The organism is Microcoleus sp. Pol11C2 (genome assembly GCF_036701505.1).
Taxonomy (GTDB): Bacteria; Cyanobacteriota; Cyanobacteriia; order Cyanobacteriales; family Microcoleaceae; genus Microcoleus.
This window is the reverse complement of sequence record NZ_JAUBQX010000083.1, coordinates 1-16,943: the sequence shown is the minus strand read 5'-3', so window position 1 is coordinate 16,943 and position 16,943 is coordinate 1. Positions and strand designations below refer to the sequence as shown.

General features: G+C 46.2%; 14 protein-coding genes and 1 pseudogene. 3 read left to right on the top strand and 12 right to left on the bottom strand.

Going from position 1 to position 16,943, the window contains the following annotated elements:
• Window positions 1-29: 29 nt before the first annotated feature.
• From QUA42_RS26425 to QUA42_RS26415, 3 genes are all read right to left on the bottom strand, one after another.
• A complete protein-coding gene (locus QUA42_RS26425; RefSeq protein WP_333141495.1) occupies window positions 30-1,880 on the bottom strand; it encodes a HEAT repeat domain-containing protein in 1,851 nt (616 codons plus the stop codon).
• A 122-nt stretch (window positions 1,881-2,002) separates the two neighbouring features.
• Window positions 2,003-2,176 carry a hypothetical protein gene (locus QUA42_RS26420; protein WP_333141493.1) on the bottom strand — a complete coding sequence of 58 codons (174 nt, stop codon included), beginning with the start codon at window positions 2,174-2,176 and terminating at the stop codon, window positions 2,003-2,005.
• Window positions 2,177-2,208: 32 nt separating this feature from the next.
• Window positions 2,209-4,410, bottom strand: coding sequence for a tetratricopeptide repeat protein (locus QUA42_RS26415; protein ID WP_333141492.1), 2,202 nt, complete (start codon window positions 4,408-4,410; stop codon window positions 2,209-2,211).
• Between the two features lie 31 nt (window positions 4,411-4,441).
• Between QUA42_RS26415 and QUA42_RS26410 the strand changes: the two genes are divergently transcribed.
• On the top strand, window positions 4,442-4,567 hold the full coding sequence (locus tag QUA42_RS26410) for a hypothetical protein (RefSeq protein WP_333141490.1): 126 nt from the start codon (window positions 4,442-4,444) through the stop codon (window positions 4,565-4,567).
• A gap of 158 nt (window positions 4,568-4,725) precedes the next feature.
• Here QUA42_RS26410 and QUA42_RS26405 read toward each other — a convergent pair whose 3' ends face one another.
• Together QUA42_RS26405 and QUA42_RS26400 are read right to left on the bottom strand one after the other, a co-directional pair.
• Window positions 4,726-5,598 (bottom strand): 6-carboxytetrahydropterin synthase, encoded by an 873-nt coding sequence (locus QUA42_RS26405; protein WP_333141488.1) that lies wholly within the window; start codon window positions 5,596-5,598, stop codon window positions 4,726-4,728.
• A gap of 48 nt (window positions 5,599-5,646) precedes the next feature.
• Window positions 5,647-5,913 carry a hypothetical protein gene (locus QUA42_RS26400; protein WP_333141486.1) on the bottom strand — a complete coding sequence of 89 codons (267 nt, stop codon included), beginning with the start codon at window positions 5,911-5,913 and terminating at the stop codon, window positions 5,647-5,649.
• 258 nt (window positions 5,914-6,171) lie between these two features.
• On the opposite strand from QUA42_RS26400, the gene QUA42_RS26395 reads away from it, so the two are divergent.
• Window positions 6,172-7,671, top strand: a complete 1,500-nt coding sequence (locus QUA42_RS26395; RefSeq protein ID WP_333141484.1) for a cyclic nucleotide-binding domain-containing protein — start codon at window positions 6,172-6,174, stop codon at window positions 7,669-7,671.
• A 103-nt stretch (window positions 7,672-7,774) separates the two neighbouring features.
• Here the strand turns inward: QUA42_RS26395 and QUA42_RS26390 are convergent, their stop codons facing one another.
• The 5 genes from QUA42_RS26390 to QUA42_RS26370 all read right to left on the bottom strand — a co-directional run bounded on the left by QUA42_RS26390 (window position 7,775) and on the right by QUA42_RS26370 (window position 14,899).
• On the bottom strand, window positions 7,775-8,455 hold the full coding sequence (locus tag QUA42_RS26390; protein WP_333141482.1) for a J domain-containing protein: 681 nt from the start codon (window positions 8,453-8,455) through the stop codon (window positions 7,775-7,777).
• Between the two features lie 445 nt (window positions 8,456-8,900).
• Complete coding sequence (gene cysK, locus QUA42_RS26385; RefSeq protein ID WP_333141480.1) at window positions 8,901-9,863, bottom strand: cysteine synthase A; 963 nt, start codon at window positions 9,861-9,863, stop codon at window positions 8,901-8,903.
• A 58-nt stretch (window positions 9,864-9,921) separates the two neighbouring features.
• Window positions 9,922-10,362 carry an Rrf2 family transcriptional regulator gene (locus tag QUA42_RS26380; protein ID WP_333040796.1) on the bottom strand — a complete coding sequence of 147 codons (441 nt, stop codon included), beginning with the start codon at window positions 10,360-10,362 and terminating at the stop codon, window positions 9,922-9,924.
• Window positions 10,363-10,758: 396 nt separating this feature from the next.
• Window positions 10,759-12,957, bottom strand: a complete 2,199-nt coding sequence (locus QUA42_RS26375) for an iron uptake porin (protein WP_333141478.1) — start codon at window positions 12,955-12,957, stop codon at window positions 10,759-10,761.
• 292 nt (window positions 12,958-13,249) lie between these two features.
• On the bottom strand, window positions 13,250-14,899 hold the full coding sequence (locus tag QUA42_RS26370; protein WP_333141476.1) for an HD domain-containing phosphohydrolase: 1,650 nt from the start codon (window positions 14,897-14,899) through the stop codon (window positions 13,250-13,252).
• A gap of 445 nt (window positions 14,900-15,344) precedes the next feature.
• Between QUA42_RS26370 and QUA42_RS26365 the strand changes: the two genes are divergently transcribed.
• On the top strand, window positions 15,345-15,494 hold the full coding sequence (locus QUA42_RS26365; protein WP_333141474.1) for a hypothetical protein: 150 nt from the start codon (window positions 15,345-15,347) through the stop codon (window positions 15,492-15,494).
• Here the strand turns inward: QUA42_RS26365 and QUA42_RS26360 are convergent.
• Window positions 15,491-15,772, bottom strand: coding sequence for a 4a-hydroxytetrahydrobiopterin dehydratase (locus QUA42_RS26360; RefSeq protein ID WP_333141472.1), 282 nt, complete (start codon window positions 15,770-15,772; stop codon window positions 15,491-15,493). The two genes, QUA42_RS26365 and QUA42_RS26360, sit on opposite strands and share 4 nt — an antisense overlap.
• Window positions 15,773-16,673: 901 nt before the next feature.
• Window positions 16,674-16,943 (bottom strand): annotated as a pseudogene (locus QUA42_RS26355) (photosystem II D2 protein (photosystem q(a) protein)); the annotation flags it as partial.

Below are 16,943 nucleotides of genomic sequence, written 5' to 3'. Positions count from 1 at the left end.
GCAAATCTGTTCGTTGTCATCTTACAATTTTATTCTTGAAGCCCTATTCTATGCAGCTTCATATTAAATTGGTATAAGGCAATTACTTCTTGAGGAACGCGCTGTCCTAGAAATTCAGCAGCCGGAGTTTTTACAGTATAATCGTCATGCTTTAGCGCAATCTTCAAACAATCAATCGCGGAGCTTCCTTCTAATTTCCCTAAAACATCTATAACAACACTGCGTACCAATAAATATTCATCATCTAGCAGTTGACAAAGGTTTGGGGCGGCTTCTGAATTACCTAATTTTCCCAATGACTGCACTGCGCTCAGACGAACATAAGAATCCTGATCTTTTAATGCCTCAATCAAATATTTTAAAACTGCAACATCTCTAAAGTTACCTAATGCTCGCGTAGCACGCCAACGGGTATCAGAACATCCATTTTTATGAATATCAAACAGGAATGGTAACGCATACTGCGACTGAGTTTGTTCTAAAAGCCAGATTATAAGTGATGGCTGGAATTTTTTTTGAAGAATGATGTTTACAGTCGCTTGTTGTAGAGATAGGGTAGCTTCCCCAGCTAACCTTGCTCCCAAATACAAATCTACCTCCAGTGCCAGTTTCACCATCCGCACTGCTAACGCCTCAGACTCCACAAACGACATCGCCATTGCTAGCGGTTCCGTCCACTTGAGATAATTCAAGTAGTAATATTGCAATTCCTCATCACTCAACTTTTCCAACTGTGGCGCTAGCCGCTCCGCCGCATAGTATTCCTGGATTAGTTGATGCTGAAAACTAACTTCCCTATCAGAGACTCTTTCCCAAACGTGATACTTAACCAACTCTTCAATCCGGGATGGAGCACCATGAAGATCGCCAAACTTTTCAACCAGCAATTTTTCTGCTTGCTCATCAGAGATGATTAAGCCAGGAGCAGTTGGTTCGGGAGAGTTCAGCATTGTAAACGCCAGATGTTCCAGCCAAGGATTCCAAGCTTTACGACGCTCATCTGTAACGGGTGCGTCTTCCTTATATTTTTTGAAAGTCTGAAAAAATTGACGGAATGCCTGTCCCAAAGTATCTACAACAGTACCCGTCTCCTGAAACAATTGATACAGCATCCACAAAACAAATGGCGTGCGGCTTAACTCTCGGTTGTCTCGGCTCAACAATTGCAACACTTGTTGCCTTTGAGCGGGCATACATTCTCGCAAAAAGCGCTCAATTTCACTAGAACCAAGAGGCTGTACTTGCAATCGTCTTTTAATACCTAGATCGCCGTTTCCTAGCTCTCGTGTTGTGCAGATGAGTGGAATCTTAATCCGATCGCACTGCTCACGAAATGTTTTCAGTTGTGTACGAACTGTGTCTGCTGGCATCTCGTTCAAGCCATCTAAGAGCAGAATCAGCCGTTTCTTCTGAAACAATAGATCTTCAACTTCTGGAATTGTTAGTTGTAGTTCTGGCTTAAGTGCATTTCTAATCAGACTCAACATCCCTGAAGGATCTTCAGGGCTAGAAAAACTGACTTTATAACTTTTCAACGGAATCAGCACAGGAATTCGAGGTTCTGGTTTCTCAACCTCTTCCTTTGCAAAGCTGACCAAACAACGCAAAAGCGCGGTTGATTTGCCGACACCGGGGGAACCTACCAGCAAAATATGCTCAGATTCGACATAATTCTGGATTCCTTGAAATATTGGCAGTGATAGGATTTGTGCCTTTTTCTCTTCCTCTGGTTTCTTTTGCTCAGTTTGCACCATCTGCTCAAATGAGAAGGTTGCCTGTCGATCCGCGATCGTTTCGGTCAAGGCATCCACAGTCCACCAATGCTCGTAGCGCTGGCAGATTTCTTGTAAGTAGCGCTGAAACTCACTAGGGGCAATCATGCAAGAGTGAAGTTATATCTCTAAGGAAAGCGTCTTTTCTATGATAAACAAATTATTCGGCATAATGCCTAGATGATGAGACTTTAAACTTGACTGAGCCTCCTCATTGCTCATTTTTTTCGCTAATAGCTGTAACAACTCAAGCCACAGGGCGTTCCTACCCACAAGTTAGTCTCGCCAGAGCCACCCGTACTAAGTCCGATCGCACTCACCCAATTTTCCCCTAAGCCACTATAGCGATTCTCAAATAAGTGAGGTACGCCCCGATCGCATTCCGATTCCCAGGCGTACCTCATTTTACTCAAAAGTGCTATGTAATCATCAATTCTTACATCGAAGCTACTGAATTAGACCGATCCACATTGCTATCAGAGGCCTTTGAAATAGCAGACGATTCCCCGGAATTTGGCTTACCTTCAGTGTCTTTTTCCCCGGATTCAATTTTGTCTGTATCCTGTTTTAATTCTGATACAATTGCGCCTCGATCGCGCCAAGCTTCGGCATTTTCTGGCTTGATGGCAATAGCTCGATCGTAAGCTGTCATTGCTTCCTCATACCGCTTTAATTCTGACAAAGCTATTCCCACATGACGCCAAGCATCGTAGGAGTCTGGCTTAATAGCAATCGCTGTCTCATATGCTGCGATCGCTTCTTCATGGCGCTGCAATTTGGCTAAAGATTCACCTTTACCAAACCAAGCTTCGTAACACTCGGAATTAAGGGTAATTGCTGATTCGTAAGATGCAATTGCTGCTTCGTGCTGCGACAGTTTATCGAAAGCTACGCCTCGGTTGTGCCACACTTCAAAATCCTCCGGTTTAAGGGCTATTGCTTTGTCGTAGGATTCGATCGATTCTTGATATCGCTGCATTTTTCCGAGCACAGCGGCTCGATTGTACCAAACTTCGTATTTATCGGCCCGGATGCCGATCGCCCGATCGTAAGAATCAATAGCATCACTGTAGCGGAGCAGTCTCCACAGCATATTGCCTCGATTGTACCAAGTTTCATATCTCTTGGAATTGAGTTCAAGAGCCCGATCGTAAGAATCAACTGCTGCTGCGTGCTGCTGTACTCTGGCCAGCATTGCACCTCGGTTGTGCCAAATTTCGCTGTCGGTTGCTTTGATAGCGAGGGCCCGATCGTAACTGGCGATCGCTTCTTCGTAATGCTGCAATTGACCCAACAAAGCCGCTATACTGTGCCAACAACCGTATTTTCTAGATTCGCTCAAACTTGCTCGTTCGTAACAGGCGATCGCCTCTTCGTACCTGTGAATTTTTCCCAGCAAATACGCTTTGTTATACCACACTTCGTAGTTATCTGGTTTAATCGATAGTGCTTGATCGTAACAGGCGAGTGCTTCTTCCGGGCGCTGCAATCTTATTAACACATTTCCGCGCCAATACCAAGCCTCATCCAAATTTTTATTCGCTAAAATAGCTTTTTCTAAGCAGCCTAATGCCTCATCATAATTTCCTTGAAAATAAAGCCCTTCGGCTTGCTTGATATAATCGTCAGCAATCAATTTTTCGTTGCTAGCAGGTGCAGTTTGCGAATTTTGGGAAGTGTTTAAGGGCGGTTGAGGTGCGAGTTTGAGAGCTTCTTTGGCAACAACTGCAGGAACTTGGGAAATTTCTTGAACAATTTGAGATTTTTTCTCGTCAACTTCTGTACGCAAAACTTGCAGGTGCATGATAAATTGAGATTTGAGAGTCTCAATTTGCTCGACGGAAGATTTGGAAAGTTCAGTTTCTCTACTTAAAAAATCAAGAGATTGTTTAGCTGCACCCATTTGCGCTTCTAATTCATCCCTCAACTTTTGAGTCAGTTGGCTAGAATTTATGAGCTCGGATTCCAATACACCAATGCCCTGCAATCTTTTATTGGCATCAGCAACCAACTGTTTGATTATCAGCCGTCGCATCATCCAAAAAAATGCAATTGTCACCGGTGGAAATACCGTACCAAGAATTAGCAAAATATTGAGCAGAGTTATGGTACTATTAAAACCGTATCCAGATTCAGAATTGCCACTAGACGGGGAGATAAAAGCGACAACCTCGCGAACTTGAGGATTGCTTTCAACCCCGGTTTCGATTAATTTAGCCAGCCAGGTTTCTTGTAAAGATTTTGTTAGTTCATCGCCGGATGCAGCAGGAGTATTCGCCTTGGTTTTTGCACTAGCAGATAAATCAGGTTGAGCGGCCGCTACCAGCAAACCTGTGGGCGATTTTACAGCAATTCGCCGGGAAAATTGTTCGTGAGCGATCGTCTCAGGCTCGCTAATTGACTCAGCCCGACGGGATACAGTCGTATTGGGGGAAAATTGTTCGTGGGCGATCGTCTCAGGCTCACTAATTGACTCAGCCGGACGCGATTCAGTATTATTTACGGCATCAACAAAGTTGCTAGCCTGCGGTGTCTGAGGAGAAATAGGAGGTGCAGCAGGATTGGTGCTACTATTAGCAGTTAAATTGTGGGATGCGAGGGCAGCCAGAGTCAAGAGAGCTAGATTAGAGACGCGCATAAACGTCAACTCATTTAGGAGAAATTAGTGCTTGGTTGTCAGCGATCGGGCGATCGACCTCATCGTCTCAGCATTTAGAATAGCTGACATGAGGAATGCTGACTTACTATCTCCAAAATACGCGCGCAGCCTGACTTTTCAGGAAAACTGCCAATAATTCTGGCTGTGGAACTTTGGTGAAAGAATATATTCTCGCGCCTCATGCGGTTGAATAACTCTCGCAATTATCATTAGGCTGGTAGGGCGGGCTTCACCAATCTGCACAATTAGCCCACTATCCGGGTGAACCCGCCCCAACCGACCCGATTTTTAACTCTAAACTGCCGCTAAAACCGCGTCCGGCTGCTGACGTTCAGCCGCCACTTCCTCTAAATCAGCGCCGTAAATTTCACAGCTATTATTCGGACTTTCAATCAGCTTAATTTTGTGCAACTCTGCGCCCAATTCCCGAACGGGCGATCGCAACAATTGCCCGATCCGAACTGCAATATTCTCCGCAGTCGGCACAACGTTCTCAAAATAAGCAATATCCTTATTTAAAAAAGTGTGATCGAAGGGTTCAACAACATAATCGTCAACGGCTTTTTGTAAAGCTCCCAAATCAGCAATCATGCCAGTCCGCGCATCAATTTCCCCTTTAACAGTCACCTCTAAATGATAATTGTGACCGTGACCGTTGGGACGAGCACATTTGCCGTAAATTTCCGAGTTTTCTTCAAAACTCAAATCGGGACGAGCCAACCGATGGGCCGCGCTAAAATGAGTGGACAAAGTTAGATAAGCTTCCATTCCGTTTCCTAAATATTCAGCCCAAAGTTCGGGATGTTCAAACAATTGAATTTTGCTCACAGGTAAATGAGGGGCTAGCCGCAGCCAAATTTGCCGTGCTATGTTTTCGGTAGTTGGCAGAGTCTGCTCAAATTCCGGCCACGCTTCGTTGAGAAAGGAAAAATCGAGATCCTTGATAACTTCCCGCTTGATGACGTGCTTGACATCAGACAGGTTGAGTACCATGCCGTACTCGTCGAGTTCGCCTATCATGGAAACGTAAAGGACGTAATTGTGTCCGTGTCCCGGTGCGCGGGCAGTTGGCCCAAACCGCTCAAAGTTCTCGGCTTCGCTTAACTCCGGCAGCCAGTACCGGTGACTCGCCGAAAACTGTGCCCGACGATTGATGATGCACTGCATAAAAGTCAAGTAGGGTAAGCTTGTTAAGTTCTGTAAAGGACTTACTTCTTAAGGATAAACTAATTTTTGCTGGAATTTTTCGATTATTTGAGGGTGCTGTAAATGAATTTCTACCAATTTTCCAAATATTGGCAACACGTCGCCGATCGTCGATCGAGCCGCAGGGCCCATTTTACGCGACAACACAGATATCTGGCAGAAAATACCGCTACAAAACAGTTTCTCGCCATCTGTTACTAACCCATCAGTTACGAGTCTTTGAGAGAGTGGGTGAAGCTGAGCTATTCCGAAGGAAATGGACTTTTTTTGCAACACACGACACTCCACAGTTCGAGTTTTTCACCTAAGCTCTGCAATAATGAGCAGTTTGCGGTTCAGTTGCGCTTAAAACTAATCATATCAACTCCGCTAGCATCGTCGGGCGTAAAATCGAATCAACAGTCAATACTCAGCTATCATTCAGTTTTTCGAGTGACAGTTAACAGTTAACAGTCAACAGTCAACAATAATGCCGGTGCAACCGGAATTGATATCACCCATTATCAATCACCAATTACCCATTACCAAATATTAATGAATTCGATTACTGCACGAGCCGATCGCTTTTTTGAACATTTATCGGGTGCTATGACAACCCCGCTATTTTATATCGGGGACACTCATCTGTCCATCAGTGCGATCGTCAAACTGATAATTTTAGCTATATTTGCGTTGATTATAGCTAAGATTATCAGTGAAGGAATCAAGCGCAGCCTGCTAGTTAGGATGGGATTGGATCGCGGCAGTCGAGAAGCAATTTCCACCATCATTAGCTATATTTTAGCAACTCTTGGCTGTATATTCGTCCTGCAAAGTGCCGGCATCAACCTCACTTCTCTCACCGTTTTAGCTGGGGTTGTCGGCATTGGTTTCGGCTTCGGCTTGCAAAATCTCGCCAGCAACTTTATCAGCGGTCTCACCCTGCTATTTGAACACCAAATTAGAGTCGGAGACTTTATTGAAATAGACAAGTTATTAGGAACAGTAGAAACTATTTCGATCCGCTCTACAATTATAAAAACAATTGACGGTCTATTTGTAATCATACCAAATATTAAGTTTGTCGAAACTAACATTATTAACTGGAGTTACAAAGACCCCAGATGCCGCATCCACATCCCCGTCGGTGTTGCTTACGGATCAGACCCAGTAATAGTTACGGAAGCGCTGTTAATTGCGGCGCGGATGGAATCGAATGTCTTGTCCCATCCTTCTCCTAAAGTATGGTTTCACGGTTTTGGAGATAACGCTTTAAATTTTGAACTTTTAGTTTGGATTGACCAGCCGCAGGAAAGCGATGCTATTAAAAGCGCGGTAAATTTTTTAATAGATTACGAATTGCGCCACCGAAATATCGAAATTCCCTTTCCCCAGCGGGATTTGTGGCTGCGAAACCCGCAAGAGTTAACTCAACTTTTTCACAATAACAAAGACGATAATTCCAACGGAAAAGTTTTTCCGCACAATGCCAAACATTCAGCCGAGTTAAAATCTAATTCCACCGTTTCTGAACCTAAAAATCCAGCGCCTAAATCCCCCAATAATTGGACGCTGCGAGATTTGTTGCGGCGAGTAACTTATTTTGAACAGTGTACGGATTTAGAACTCCGACAGTTAATTGAATATGGCTACCGACAACTCTTTCCAGCGGGACAGGTGGTATGTAAAGAAAATGACCCTGGCGATTCTTTTTATATTATTCTTTCAGGTACTGTAGAAGTTCTTTCTCAAAAAGCCGGTCAGTATATTGCTACGCTTCATGAGGGCGAGTTTTTTGGGGAAATATCTTTGCTGTTAGGTACTCCGAGAACGGCGACTGTTAAAACTAGCGAAGATGCAATTTTGTTTGTGGTGGAACGTCACGACTTGCAAAAACTTTTAAGAGAACAACCCAATTTAGCCGATCAGATTGCTCAAAAATTGTCGGAACGCCAGCAAGCTTTGAGAGATTTGGGATTGTTAGATGGCGACTCTCTGGGACAAACTCCTTTTATTAAAATTCGCAAGCGAATTCAAGTTCTTTTTGGAATTTGAAAGAAGGAAGTTCGGCAACGGATTTGCAAGGGCGGATGTAACGGATGTAACGGATGTCCGGAAGAAGGAAGAAGGAAGAGGGAAGAGGGAACAATCTGCTTTTTTAACTTTTAATTTTTAATTCATCCTGCGCTTCCCGTCGCAGTCTAGCGGCAATTCTAAACAGTTCTTGACCGGTGTGCAAGTGGCGATCGTCATAATTGAGGGTAAATAAATACAATTCTTCTATGCCGTCTCCGACTTGATTGATACAGTAGTAGAGATGGGCCGCAACTCCGGCTACATTAGATGGATTGGGCATTGATGTAAGAAAGTTATGAGCTTTTTTGAGGAACTCGCGGCTGGTTTCGATATAAAGTTGAAACTTTTCTATCAGTTCGTCATCAAACGGATCTGCTGACAATTCGTCTATTTCTTTTTTAAGCGGCTTCAAGATGCTGTTGAGCATTCTATTGACTGGTTTGTATACTTTAATCAGCCACTGTTCCATTAGTTCATCCGCGTCCCTTGCTGTTTGTGTTTGCTGGCGGCTGACGTTTGGTGCGGCTGGTGATTGCTGTTCGGTTTGCTCGGAAAGTTGGCGATCGTAAGATTGTCTGTGCTGAGCGTCTCCTAATATTTCATAGGCTGCATTGAGGCGGACAATTTCTTCGTGACCCGCTATGTCGCTGCGGCTGTCTGGATGAAATAATTTGACTAAACGGCGGTATGCTTGTTTAATCTCGGCTTGTGTTGCGGTTGGGCTAATCTTTAGGGTTTTGTAGTGATTGATAACGGAAGACACGCTGTTATTTCCTTGAAATCTGGATAATATGTGAAAAATTGCTTGACAAAAATATCATTTTTTGCTAATTTTTTAATTATTTATCTGATATAAATGTCAAAAATTGTCAGTAAAAAACCTCAGTTTTCAACTTATCATAAATCTATTTTATAAAAACATTGAAGCTTTGGAAGTGGTGAGCCGATCGACATTCGGGACTCCTATAGCGCTGCTCTCGCCAACAGTTAGCTCCTTCTTTTCTTTCCTCTTCCTTCGCCACAAGAGCGATCAACGCCCGCTTCGTTAACACGCCCAAAGCGCTTCAAAAACAACCCCCTTGACAAATTCAGCATCGATCGCGATCGAGGGAGTTACAACCTATGCCAATTCTTTAAACTCAAAAGCCAAGCAGGGCGTACATTGTACGCCCTGCTCTCAGTTTCTGCTACTTGAGCCGGAGGCTAGCCTAGTTGAGGGCCATCGCCATATTGAGTTCTGGATCTTGGAACAAGGGAGTGCTCAGATAGCGTTCGCCGAAGCTAGGCTGAATCATTACAATCAATTTCCCTGCATTTTCGGGGCGCTTGCCGACTTTCACAGCCGCACATAGTGCCGCACCGCTGGAAATACCGGACAACAGTCCTTCTTCTCTGGCCAAGCGGCGGCTGTAGGCGATCGACTCGTCATCGGTAACAACTATAATTTCGTCGATCGAATCCACATTCAGCACCGGCGGCACAAAACCAGCACCGATACCTTGAATTTTGTGAGGCCCTGGCTTTCCACCCGACAGTACCTGACTGTTAGCCGGCTCAACGGCGATCGCCTTAAAATCGGGTTTCCGCGACTTAATCACCTCTGCGACACCCGTAATCGTACCGCCGGTGCCGACTCCCGAAATCAGGAAATCCACCTCGCCGTCTGTATCTTCCCAAATTTCCTCAGCCGTTGTCGAACGGTGAACCTGCGGGTTCGCTGGATTCCGAAACTGCTGCAACATATACGCATTGGGAGTTTTGTCCACAATCTCTTGAGCGCGGCGGATGCAGCCACTCATGCCCTCAATTCCGGGAGTCAGTTCTAATTGGGCTCCGTAAGCTCGCAGCATCGATCGGCGCTCCGTGCTCATCGTATCCGGCATCGTCAAAATTAACTGGTAGCCCTTAGCCGCGGCCACCATTGCCAGAGCAATTCCGGTATTGCCAGAAGTCGGTTCCACTAAAACCGTTTTGCCTGGACTAATCAGCCCTTCGGCCTCTGCTTGATTGACCATATTGACACCGATGCGGTCTTTCACCGATGATGCCGGATTCATGCCTTCGAGTTTTACCACAATCCGAGCCAAGCAACCTTCAGCTTGAGGAATGCGGTTGAGTTGCACCAGGGGCGTCCGCCCTACCAATTCTGTAATGTCGCCAGCAATACGCATAATCTTTGTCAGTTTGTGGTTGAAAGTAAATGTTAATTCCTAGTTGGCAATATTTTAACTAGATGTAATACATGATATCGAGCTGCCGTCTGCCATTACGCTTTTCGCACAGATCCTGTAGCGTGTATTTGTGCAAAACTGAGTTGGCAATCGATCGAGCTTCTTGCCAAACTTCCCAAATCACCGCACTTTCTACAGTTTGAGCAGGCGAGTCTTTTTCAGATCGATCGAACTCTGAGCCTTCGAGACAGTTGATAATTTCTAGGAGTGTAATTTTCCACGGTTCCCTCGCCAAGATATAACCTCCCTTAGCTCCTCGCTGGCTGCGAATCAGCCCGCAGCGTCTCATGGTAGCCAGCAACTGTTCTAAATATCGATCAGGAATATTTTGCTGAGCCGCTATCTGGCGAATTTGCAGAGGCTCGCCTTCCTCGTAGCAATCGGCCAGCTCCAGCAAAGCTAAGATTGCGTATTCGCTTTTACAGGAGAGTTCTACCATAATTGCTTCAAATATCAGAATTATCTACTCCGAAGTCAGATGTTAAAATTCTCATCAATGTTGAGTTCCAAATTCTAACTCCTAACTTTACCTTTTATTATACCCCGGTTTTCCACTGAACTTGAGCGACTTTCATCACTTCATCCTTGGAACGATCGGCAATCTGAACCCAACAAACCCAGTTTCTCGTTTTGGCTCGCTCCGCTTCCACCACTGTTGTCTTACCTCAAGAAACTGGTTGTCTGCCTCTGTGACTGATAATTTTTAATTTTTAATTTATTCTTGGCGCCCCCTTCCTCCCGCAAACAAAAAAGCCCTGCGCTAGGCAGGGCTAAACTTGGCCTTTAGAGTGGCCAGCAGAGAGGTTATAACCTCCCTGCCTCCTCTAACCCGCTCTTAGAACGTGAAAGTAGTTCTCAGAGTACCAATGATGATGTCATCATTACGGTCATCTTGATTAGGATTTGTCACCCAAATCACGCCCGGAGTAACAGAAATGTTGTCCGAGAGCTGAAACTTGTAGAAACCTTCAACGTGATAGGAATCATCGTTGCGGAAGCTCCGCAAACTCCTCGAAGCTTCAAGTTTATCCAAGTAAGGCTCACGACCTACCACGAGCCCTAGCAAGTTACCTTCTTTCCCTAAATCAGGCAAAGCCAAGGTGACAGCGTAGTTCCAGATTTTCGCATCGCCGATGCCGATAATGCGGGCATTAGTTAAACCAGCCCAGCCGCCAAGGATAAACCTCGGGCTCAGCCGCAACGAAGCCTGAGCACCGTAGGAGTTGCTAACAACTTTACGAGCGCCGAAGCCCTCAAAACCCTCGCTCAAACCGTTGAGAGAATTAGCCACGCCCGTACCGGTGAAACCGCCGAGACTGTCTGGCCCATTCGCTAAACCATTGTCAAACCCAAAGTTACCTCTGCTAAAGTAACCGTGGTTGTAGTTGAAAGCAACTTGCAAGTTGCGTCCGGGGGTAAAAGTCAACTGACCCATCGCCGCGTAGTCGCCGTTCAACAAGCCTGCACCCCTAGCCGGACTGGCTGCTGTTGACGCCAAATAACCGAAGGACAGAGAAGTGGGGCCGAACACGCCGCCCAGCAAGCCCCTGCCACCGAAGGCATAGTCAAAGCCAATACCTGACCCACCGCCCAAGCGATAAATCGGGTTCCGCTGTCCAAAGGTGCTCAATGACCCGTTGCCGCCGTCAAAGTCTTCAAAGTAAGGGTTGACAGTCGGGATAATGTCGTCCCAAACGCCAGCGTTGGCTATCAGGCTAACGTTCAGTCGCTGACCGACGGGGAACTTGTACAGCAAAGTGTCGAGGGCAACAACATTGTCGGTTCTGCCGACATAATTCCAAGTTTGAGTGCCTTCGCTGGTAGCCCCAAGGTTAAATCTTTGACCGTTGCCGACTTGAAGCCTGGTCAGCAGCAAGTCTCTCCCGGTGAAGCTCGTATTTAAATTGAGACGCACCCGCTGTTGGAAGACAGCTTCGTTATTGTTGCTGCCGATTCTTTCGCCGTCTCTGCCAAAAACGCTAACGTCGCTACTAAAGTCGTCGCTGAGGGCGAAAATAGCTTCCCCAGTCAGCTTGGTAGTGGTGGAGAATTGGTTGGCTTCGAGTTCGGCTGTCCGAGCTTCCAAAGCATCGACGCGACCGCGCAGGGTTGCCAGTTCCGCTGCAAATTCTTCTTGGAGCCGTTGGAGGGCTGCCAAGTCATCTCTCGTAGCGAAGTTGCCAGTGCCACCTCTAATTAGCTCGCTAACCTTGTCTAAGCAAGCATTTAAACCGGCTGCGAATTCGTAGCGGGTCATTGCCCGGTTGCCGCGGAAGGTGCCGTCGGGATAACCGGCAATACAGCCGTAGCGCTCGACTAGGGATTGCAGTGCTTGGAAGGCCCAGTCTGTAGGCCGCACGTCGGAAAGTTGGGAAACAGAGGTAACTTGACCTTCTGTTTCGCTGCCGGCCGTACCTTCGGTGGTGTACTGGTTGAGCTGTTCTAATGTGGCGGCTGGGTTTTGCTCTTGTGGTGCTGCAGTTTGCGCTACAGATTCAGCCGCTTTTGGCAAACTTTGTTCTGGCGACTCTGCCACTGCCGGGGCTGGAGTTTCTAATTGAACTGCACCGATTTGCTCTGGGAGAGCGGTAGCTGCCGGGGCTGGAATTTCTAGTTGGGCTGCCGGGGCTGAATTTTCTACTGGTTGAGCGACTGTTGGCTCAACTGCGGCTAAAGATTCACTTGTAGGTTGTGATGCCGCTTGGGGCTCTGCCTCAGCAGGGGCTGTGTTGGCTCCCACGATCGCACTTTCAGTTGCAGGCGTGGCCAAATCTTCAATCGCTGCGTGGGTTTCGCTGCCAGCGACTTGGGAAATTTCTTCTACTGGCTCGGAGGCTGCGGTTGTTTCGGAAACAGCAGCTAAAGCATTTAGTTTCGCTTCGGAGGTTTCAGCGGTTTCAGCTTTTGCGACAGCGGGATTGACCGCATCAGCAGCCTGCTGAGCGTCTGCTGCCATCGCGCTCGAAGAAACTACTAGGGTAGCTCCTAAGACTGCTGGGCTGATTAGTAAGTAACTCCACAAAAATTTCGACATATTCACTCTCATCCTCACACCGATTACAGAGAAACTTTTCTAGTCTTCTATGTGGTCAGTCGTTGCTCAACTAGCATACTCTAAAAAGAGACCTAAAATTCACTTTTTCTTTTGATTCTTTTGGGCTGACCGAGTATATAGATGTCACTGACGGCTGCAGAGAGCCTGTTTTTCAACCTGTACTCAACTGCCTCAAAACCAGACCGGGCTTGGGCTGTGAATTGATTTGACTGCTGACACTGGATAGCGCCTGATTGCCTATTTACTTTTTAGCACAGCACGCCCGACTCGTCTAGGCTGATTCGACTTTAACACTCAAGCTGTGTCCCAGGACGCTAAAGACTTGGCGGTAATCGAACAGTTCTAACAAATCGGCGTTGATTTTATTGTGAGCTGCTTCTTGCCGCAAAATTTTCATTGCTGCCTCTGTTCGCAGAGCTCGCTTGTAGGGGCGATCGCCTGCTGTCAGGGCGTCGTAAATATCCGCGATCGTCATCAATTGTGCTTGAATTGGAATTTCTGACTTGTTTAGACCTCGCGGATAGCCTGTGCCGTCGAGTTTTTCGTGATGTCCGTAGGCAATGTCTGGAACATTCTTTAAATCCTTTGTCCAAGGAATTTGTTTGAGAAACTCGTAAGTGTGAGTTACGTGAAATTCTATTGCCGATCGTTCTTCCGGCGTCAGGTTGCCCCTCGACACCATCAATTGCAGGATCTCGTCTGAGTTCAGCAGGGGTTTCCTTGCCCCATCTATATCTCTATAAGTTTGTCGAGCAATCTCTCGCAGTTGAGCTAGCGGTTCTGCTGCCAAAATGTGAGGCTCGTTTGCCTCTAGCAGCACTTCCCAGTATTCTGCTAATCTGGTTTTCGCCTCTGCTAGCTTAGTGTCTAGCTGTTCGATTTCCTGGCACTGAGCGCACTCTGGCTCCTGGGTCGGGTGTTTTCGGTAGGCTGAATGCTCTAGCAAGTATTTATATTTAGACTGGACGCATTCCATTTCCATTGTCCGCTGAGCTAAACCAAAGCGGTGCCGAATGATTTCTAGCTGTGCGGGGTAGAGCTTTTTCTGTTTGGTCAAAACTGCTTCGGGCACTCCAATTTTGCCAAAATCGTGCAGCAGGGCGGCGTAGCGAAGTTCTTGAATTTGGCGGTTGTTAAAGTAAATAGAGCGCAGTTCTCCGCTGCTGACGGTGTTTACTTCTTCTGAAAGGCGTACTGTGAGCGCTGCTACTCGTTCTGAATGGCCGTAGGTACAGGGGTCTCTGGCTTCTATGACTTGTACCGAGGCTTTAACGAAGCCCTCGAACAAATGTTCTATGCTGTCTTGGAGTTGATTGCGCTCGATCGAGATTGCAGCTTGAGAAGCGAGCGATCGAACTATCCTTTCTTCCCACTCCGAATACTGCTGCGTCGATTCCCAGGCATTGTCTGCTGTCAGGACCGTATCTGCCTTTGTTTTGCGGTTGATCAATTGCAGTACACCTATTGTCTCCCCCTGTCGGTTTTGCATCGGCAGTACCATTACCGAGCAGGTGCGGTAATCAATATCCCTGTCAAAACTGGTATCTAGCCGATAGGGTACGCCGGGGGGCAAGTCGTAGGCATCAGACAGGTTCAAACTTTGACCTGTAATTGCCACGTATCCCGCCAAGCTTTTGTCTGTCAGTGGCAGGGCAAACTCTTTAAACGACAGTCTCGGTTTAGAAGCGTTTTGGGCTACCTTGAACAGCAGCTTAGATTTTTCGTCGCTGTGATCTACTAAGTAAACGCTGCCAGCATCGCTGTAGGTAATTTCCCTACTTTTGGATAAAATTAAGTTTAACAAGTCGCCCAAATCTTGGGCGCTCGACAGAGCTGCGCCAATATCTAAAAGCTTTTCTATCAGATCGGTTTTTTCTGCTGCCGACTCGTTCTTGAACTCTGGCTTTTCAAATACGATCATGGTCGGATGATGGGGAATAGCCTTTTATACATTGAACGTTTGGCCTCTCGACTTTTCACCTAAAAACGAGCGAGAAGCCCCTGGCTTTAGACATGGGGAGGAAAGCGGCAGCGACTCTTCGGCTACGCTCAGTGCATGGCTTCAGTCGCCTCAAAATGCTTGCACAGTTTGAGTTAGTATACAATATAATAAGTGTAGCGAGTGAGAACAACTATCTACGTGTTGAAACATTTTAGTCGGGAGTGAGATTCCGGCACAGTAAACCACTACTGTTTTTAGACAGGAAGCCTATTTAACTGACCAAAAATATCAAAATGTGGAACGTACTTATCTGGCATAAGTGATAGACTCTGAAAGCATACAAAAGTTAAAAGTATACGCAAAGTTTGGATTCGTCCATATTGAGTGGGTAGATGTGCTTTGATAACGCCTTTGAAAGCCCTTAATGGTCTTATTCCAGAATTCCCCTGATTCATCAGTGGCGAGTATCAAACCCGATTTTAACCCCAAGTCGATTTTTTATTTGCGAGCTTTCGGCGATCGGGGACTGTGGCTAGATGCAGGACTCTTGTTGGGTCAACTGGCACTCTTTTAATCTAGCGCAGAAATCTCTTGGGCTAGCGCAAAGTCTTTCTCAGTTAAGCCTCCGGCATCATGGGTTGTCAAGTTAACTGTAACTTTGTTGTAGGAGATTTCTATGTCGGGGTGATGTCCTGCGGCTTCTGAGGGGGCGACTAACTTATTTACAAAGGCGATCGCTTCGGTAAAATCTTTAAATAAACGGGTAGAGCGCAGTTGTTTACCTTCAATTGTCCAGCCTGACAATTGACTGGCGCGCTCTTGAATTTCAGTATTATTAATTAGCTCAGCCATATTTTTTTCTTTGGGATTAGCAATGGCAGATTAACTGCCAACGTTTAGAAACCCTGACCAAAAACTATCCGCTCTCACCAATAGCGTTTAGTCTCAAGTTTTAATACTCAAGATTTAACACTATTTGAGGTGAGAGCGGTCTAGCGGGTCTTCAGATTAGAACCTGACTGCCGGGAGAATCCCTAGCTCAGCCTGGTTCCCCGTGGAAGTCGTTTCCCGTTGGAGACGACGGCTGACTGCTAGTGAGCGGCCCCGGCGCACAGCCGGTAGTTTCCAATCTGATGACCCATGCGTTTACTACTTTCTATCATGGGCATCACCTCCAGGTTTAGCTAAATGGCTTAATATTGGAACGCACATCACCTAAATACAAGATTTAAGGTGATGATTTGTGCGCTAGCCATTGCCAGCGTTACCAGAAGAACTTGCGTTCTGAGTATCGTTCTAGTGTTCACAATTATTAGAATAACACAAGGAATTAGAAGTGGGGGGATGTAAATGGAGATTTTTGTAAGATGATGGCAAATTACTGCTGCTGGAAGGTCTTTGATCGATCTCTACAGCAATCGGGCGATCGCAGTTTCCGCCATTTGTTTATATTTTTTTCAGAATCCGGGTTGTGCGGTTATCAGGTGCATGGCAACTCTGGCGACGGGGAAAGGTCGATCAATTTCTTGCCCGAGAGGAGAATTCACCAGATATAAAAAAAACAGGTTGTTATAGCTACAGGCAGACTTGGTTTTTGTACAAAATCAACTTTTTTTAGGGCGCTAATTGGATCGAATCCGGGAAACAAAAAGCTCCCGCCTGGTGGCGGGAGCTTTTTAAGCATTAAGGGTAAAGCCTAAACTGATTTATCTTACCCTTTTAAAATGTTGGAAATTTTGATATTTCGCGCTGATTACAGAGCGTTACCGCGAGGCAGAACTTCTTCAGGGAAGATGAAGTTTTCGTGGGGTTGGTCCGTAGGAGCCATCCAAGCACGAATGCCTTCGTTAAGCAGAATGTTCTTAGTGTAGAACGTTTCAAACTCAGGATCTTCAGCAGCGCGCAATTCTTGTGATACGAAGTCATAGGCGCGCAGGTTTAATGCTAAACCGACGATGCCAATGGAGCTCATCCACAAGCCTGTGACGGGTACGAACAGCATGAAGAAGTGCAACCAGCGCTT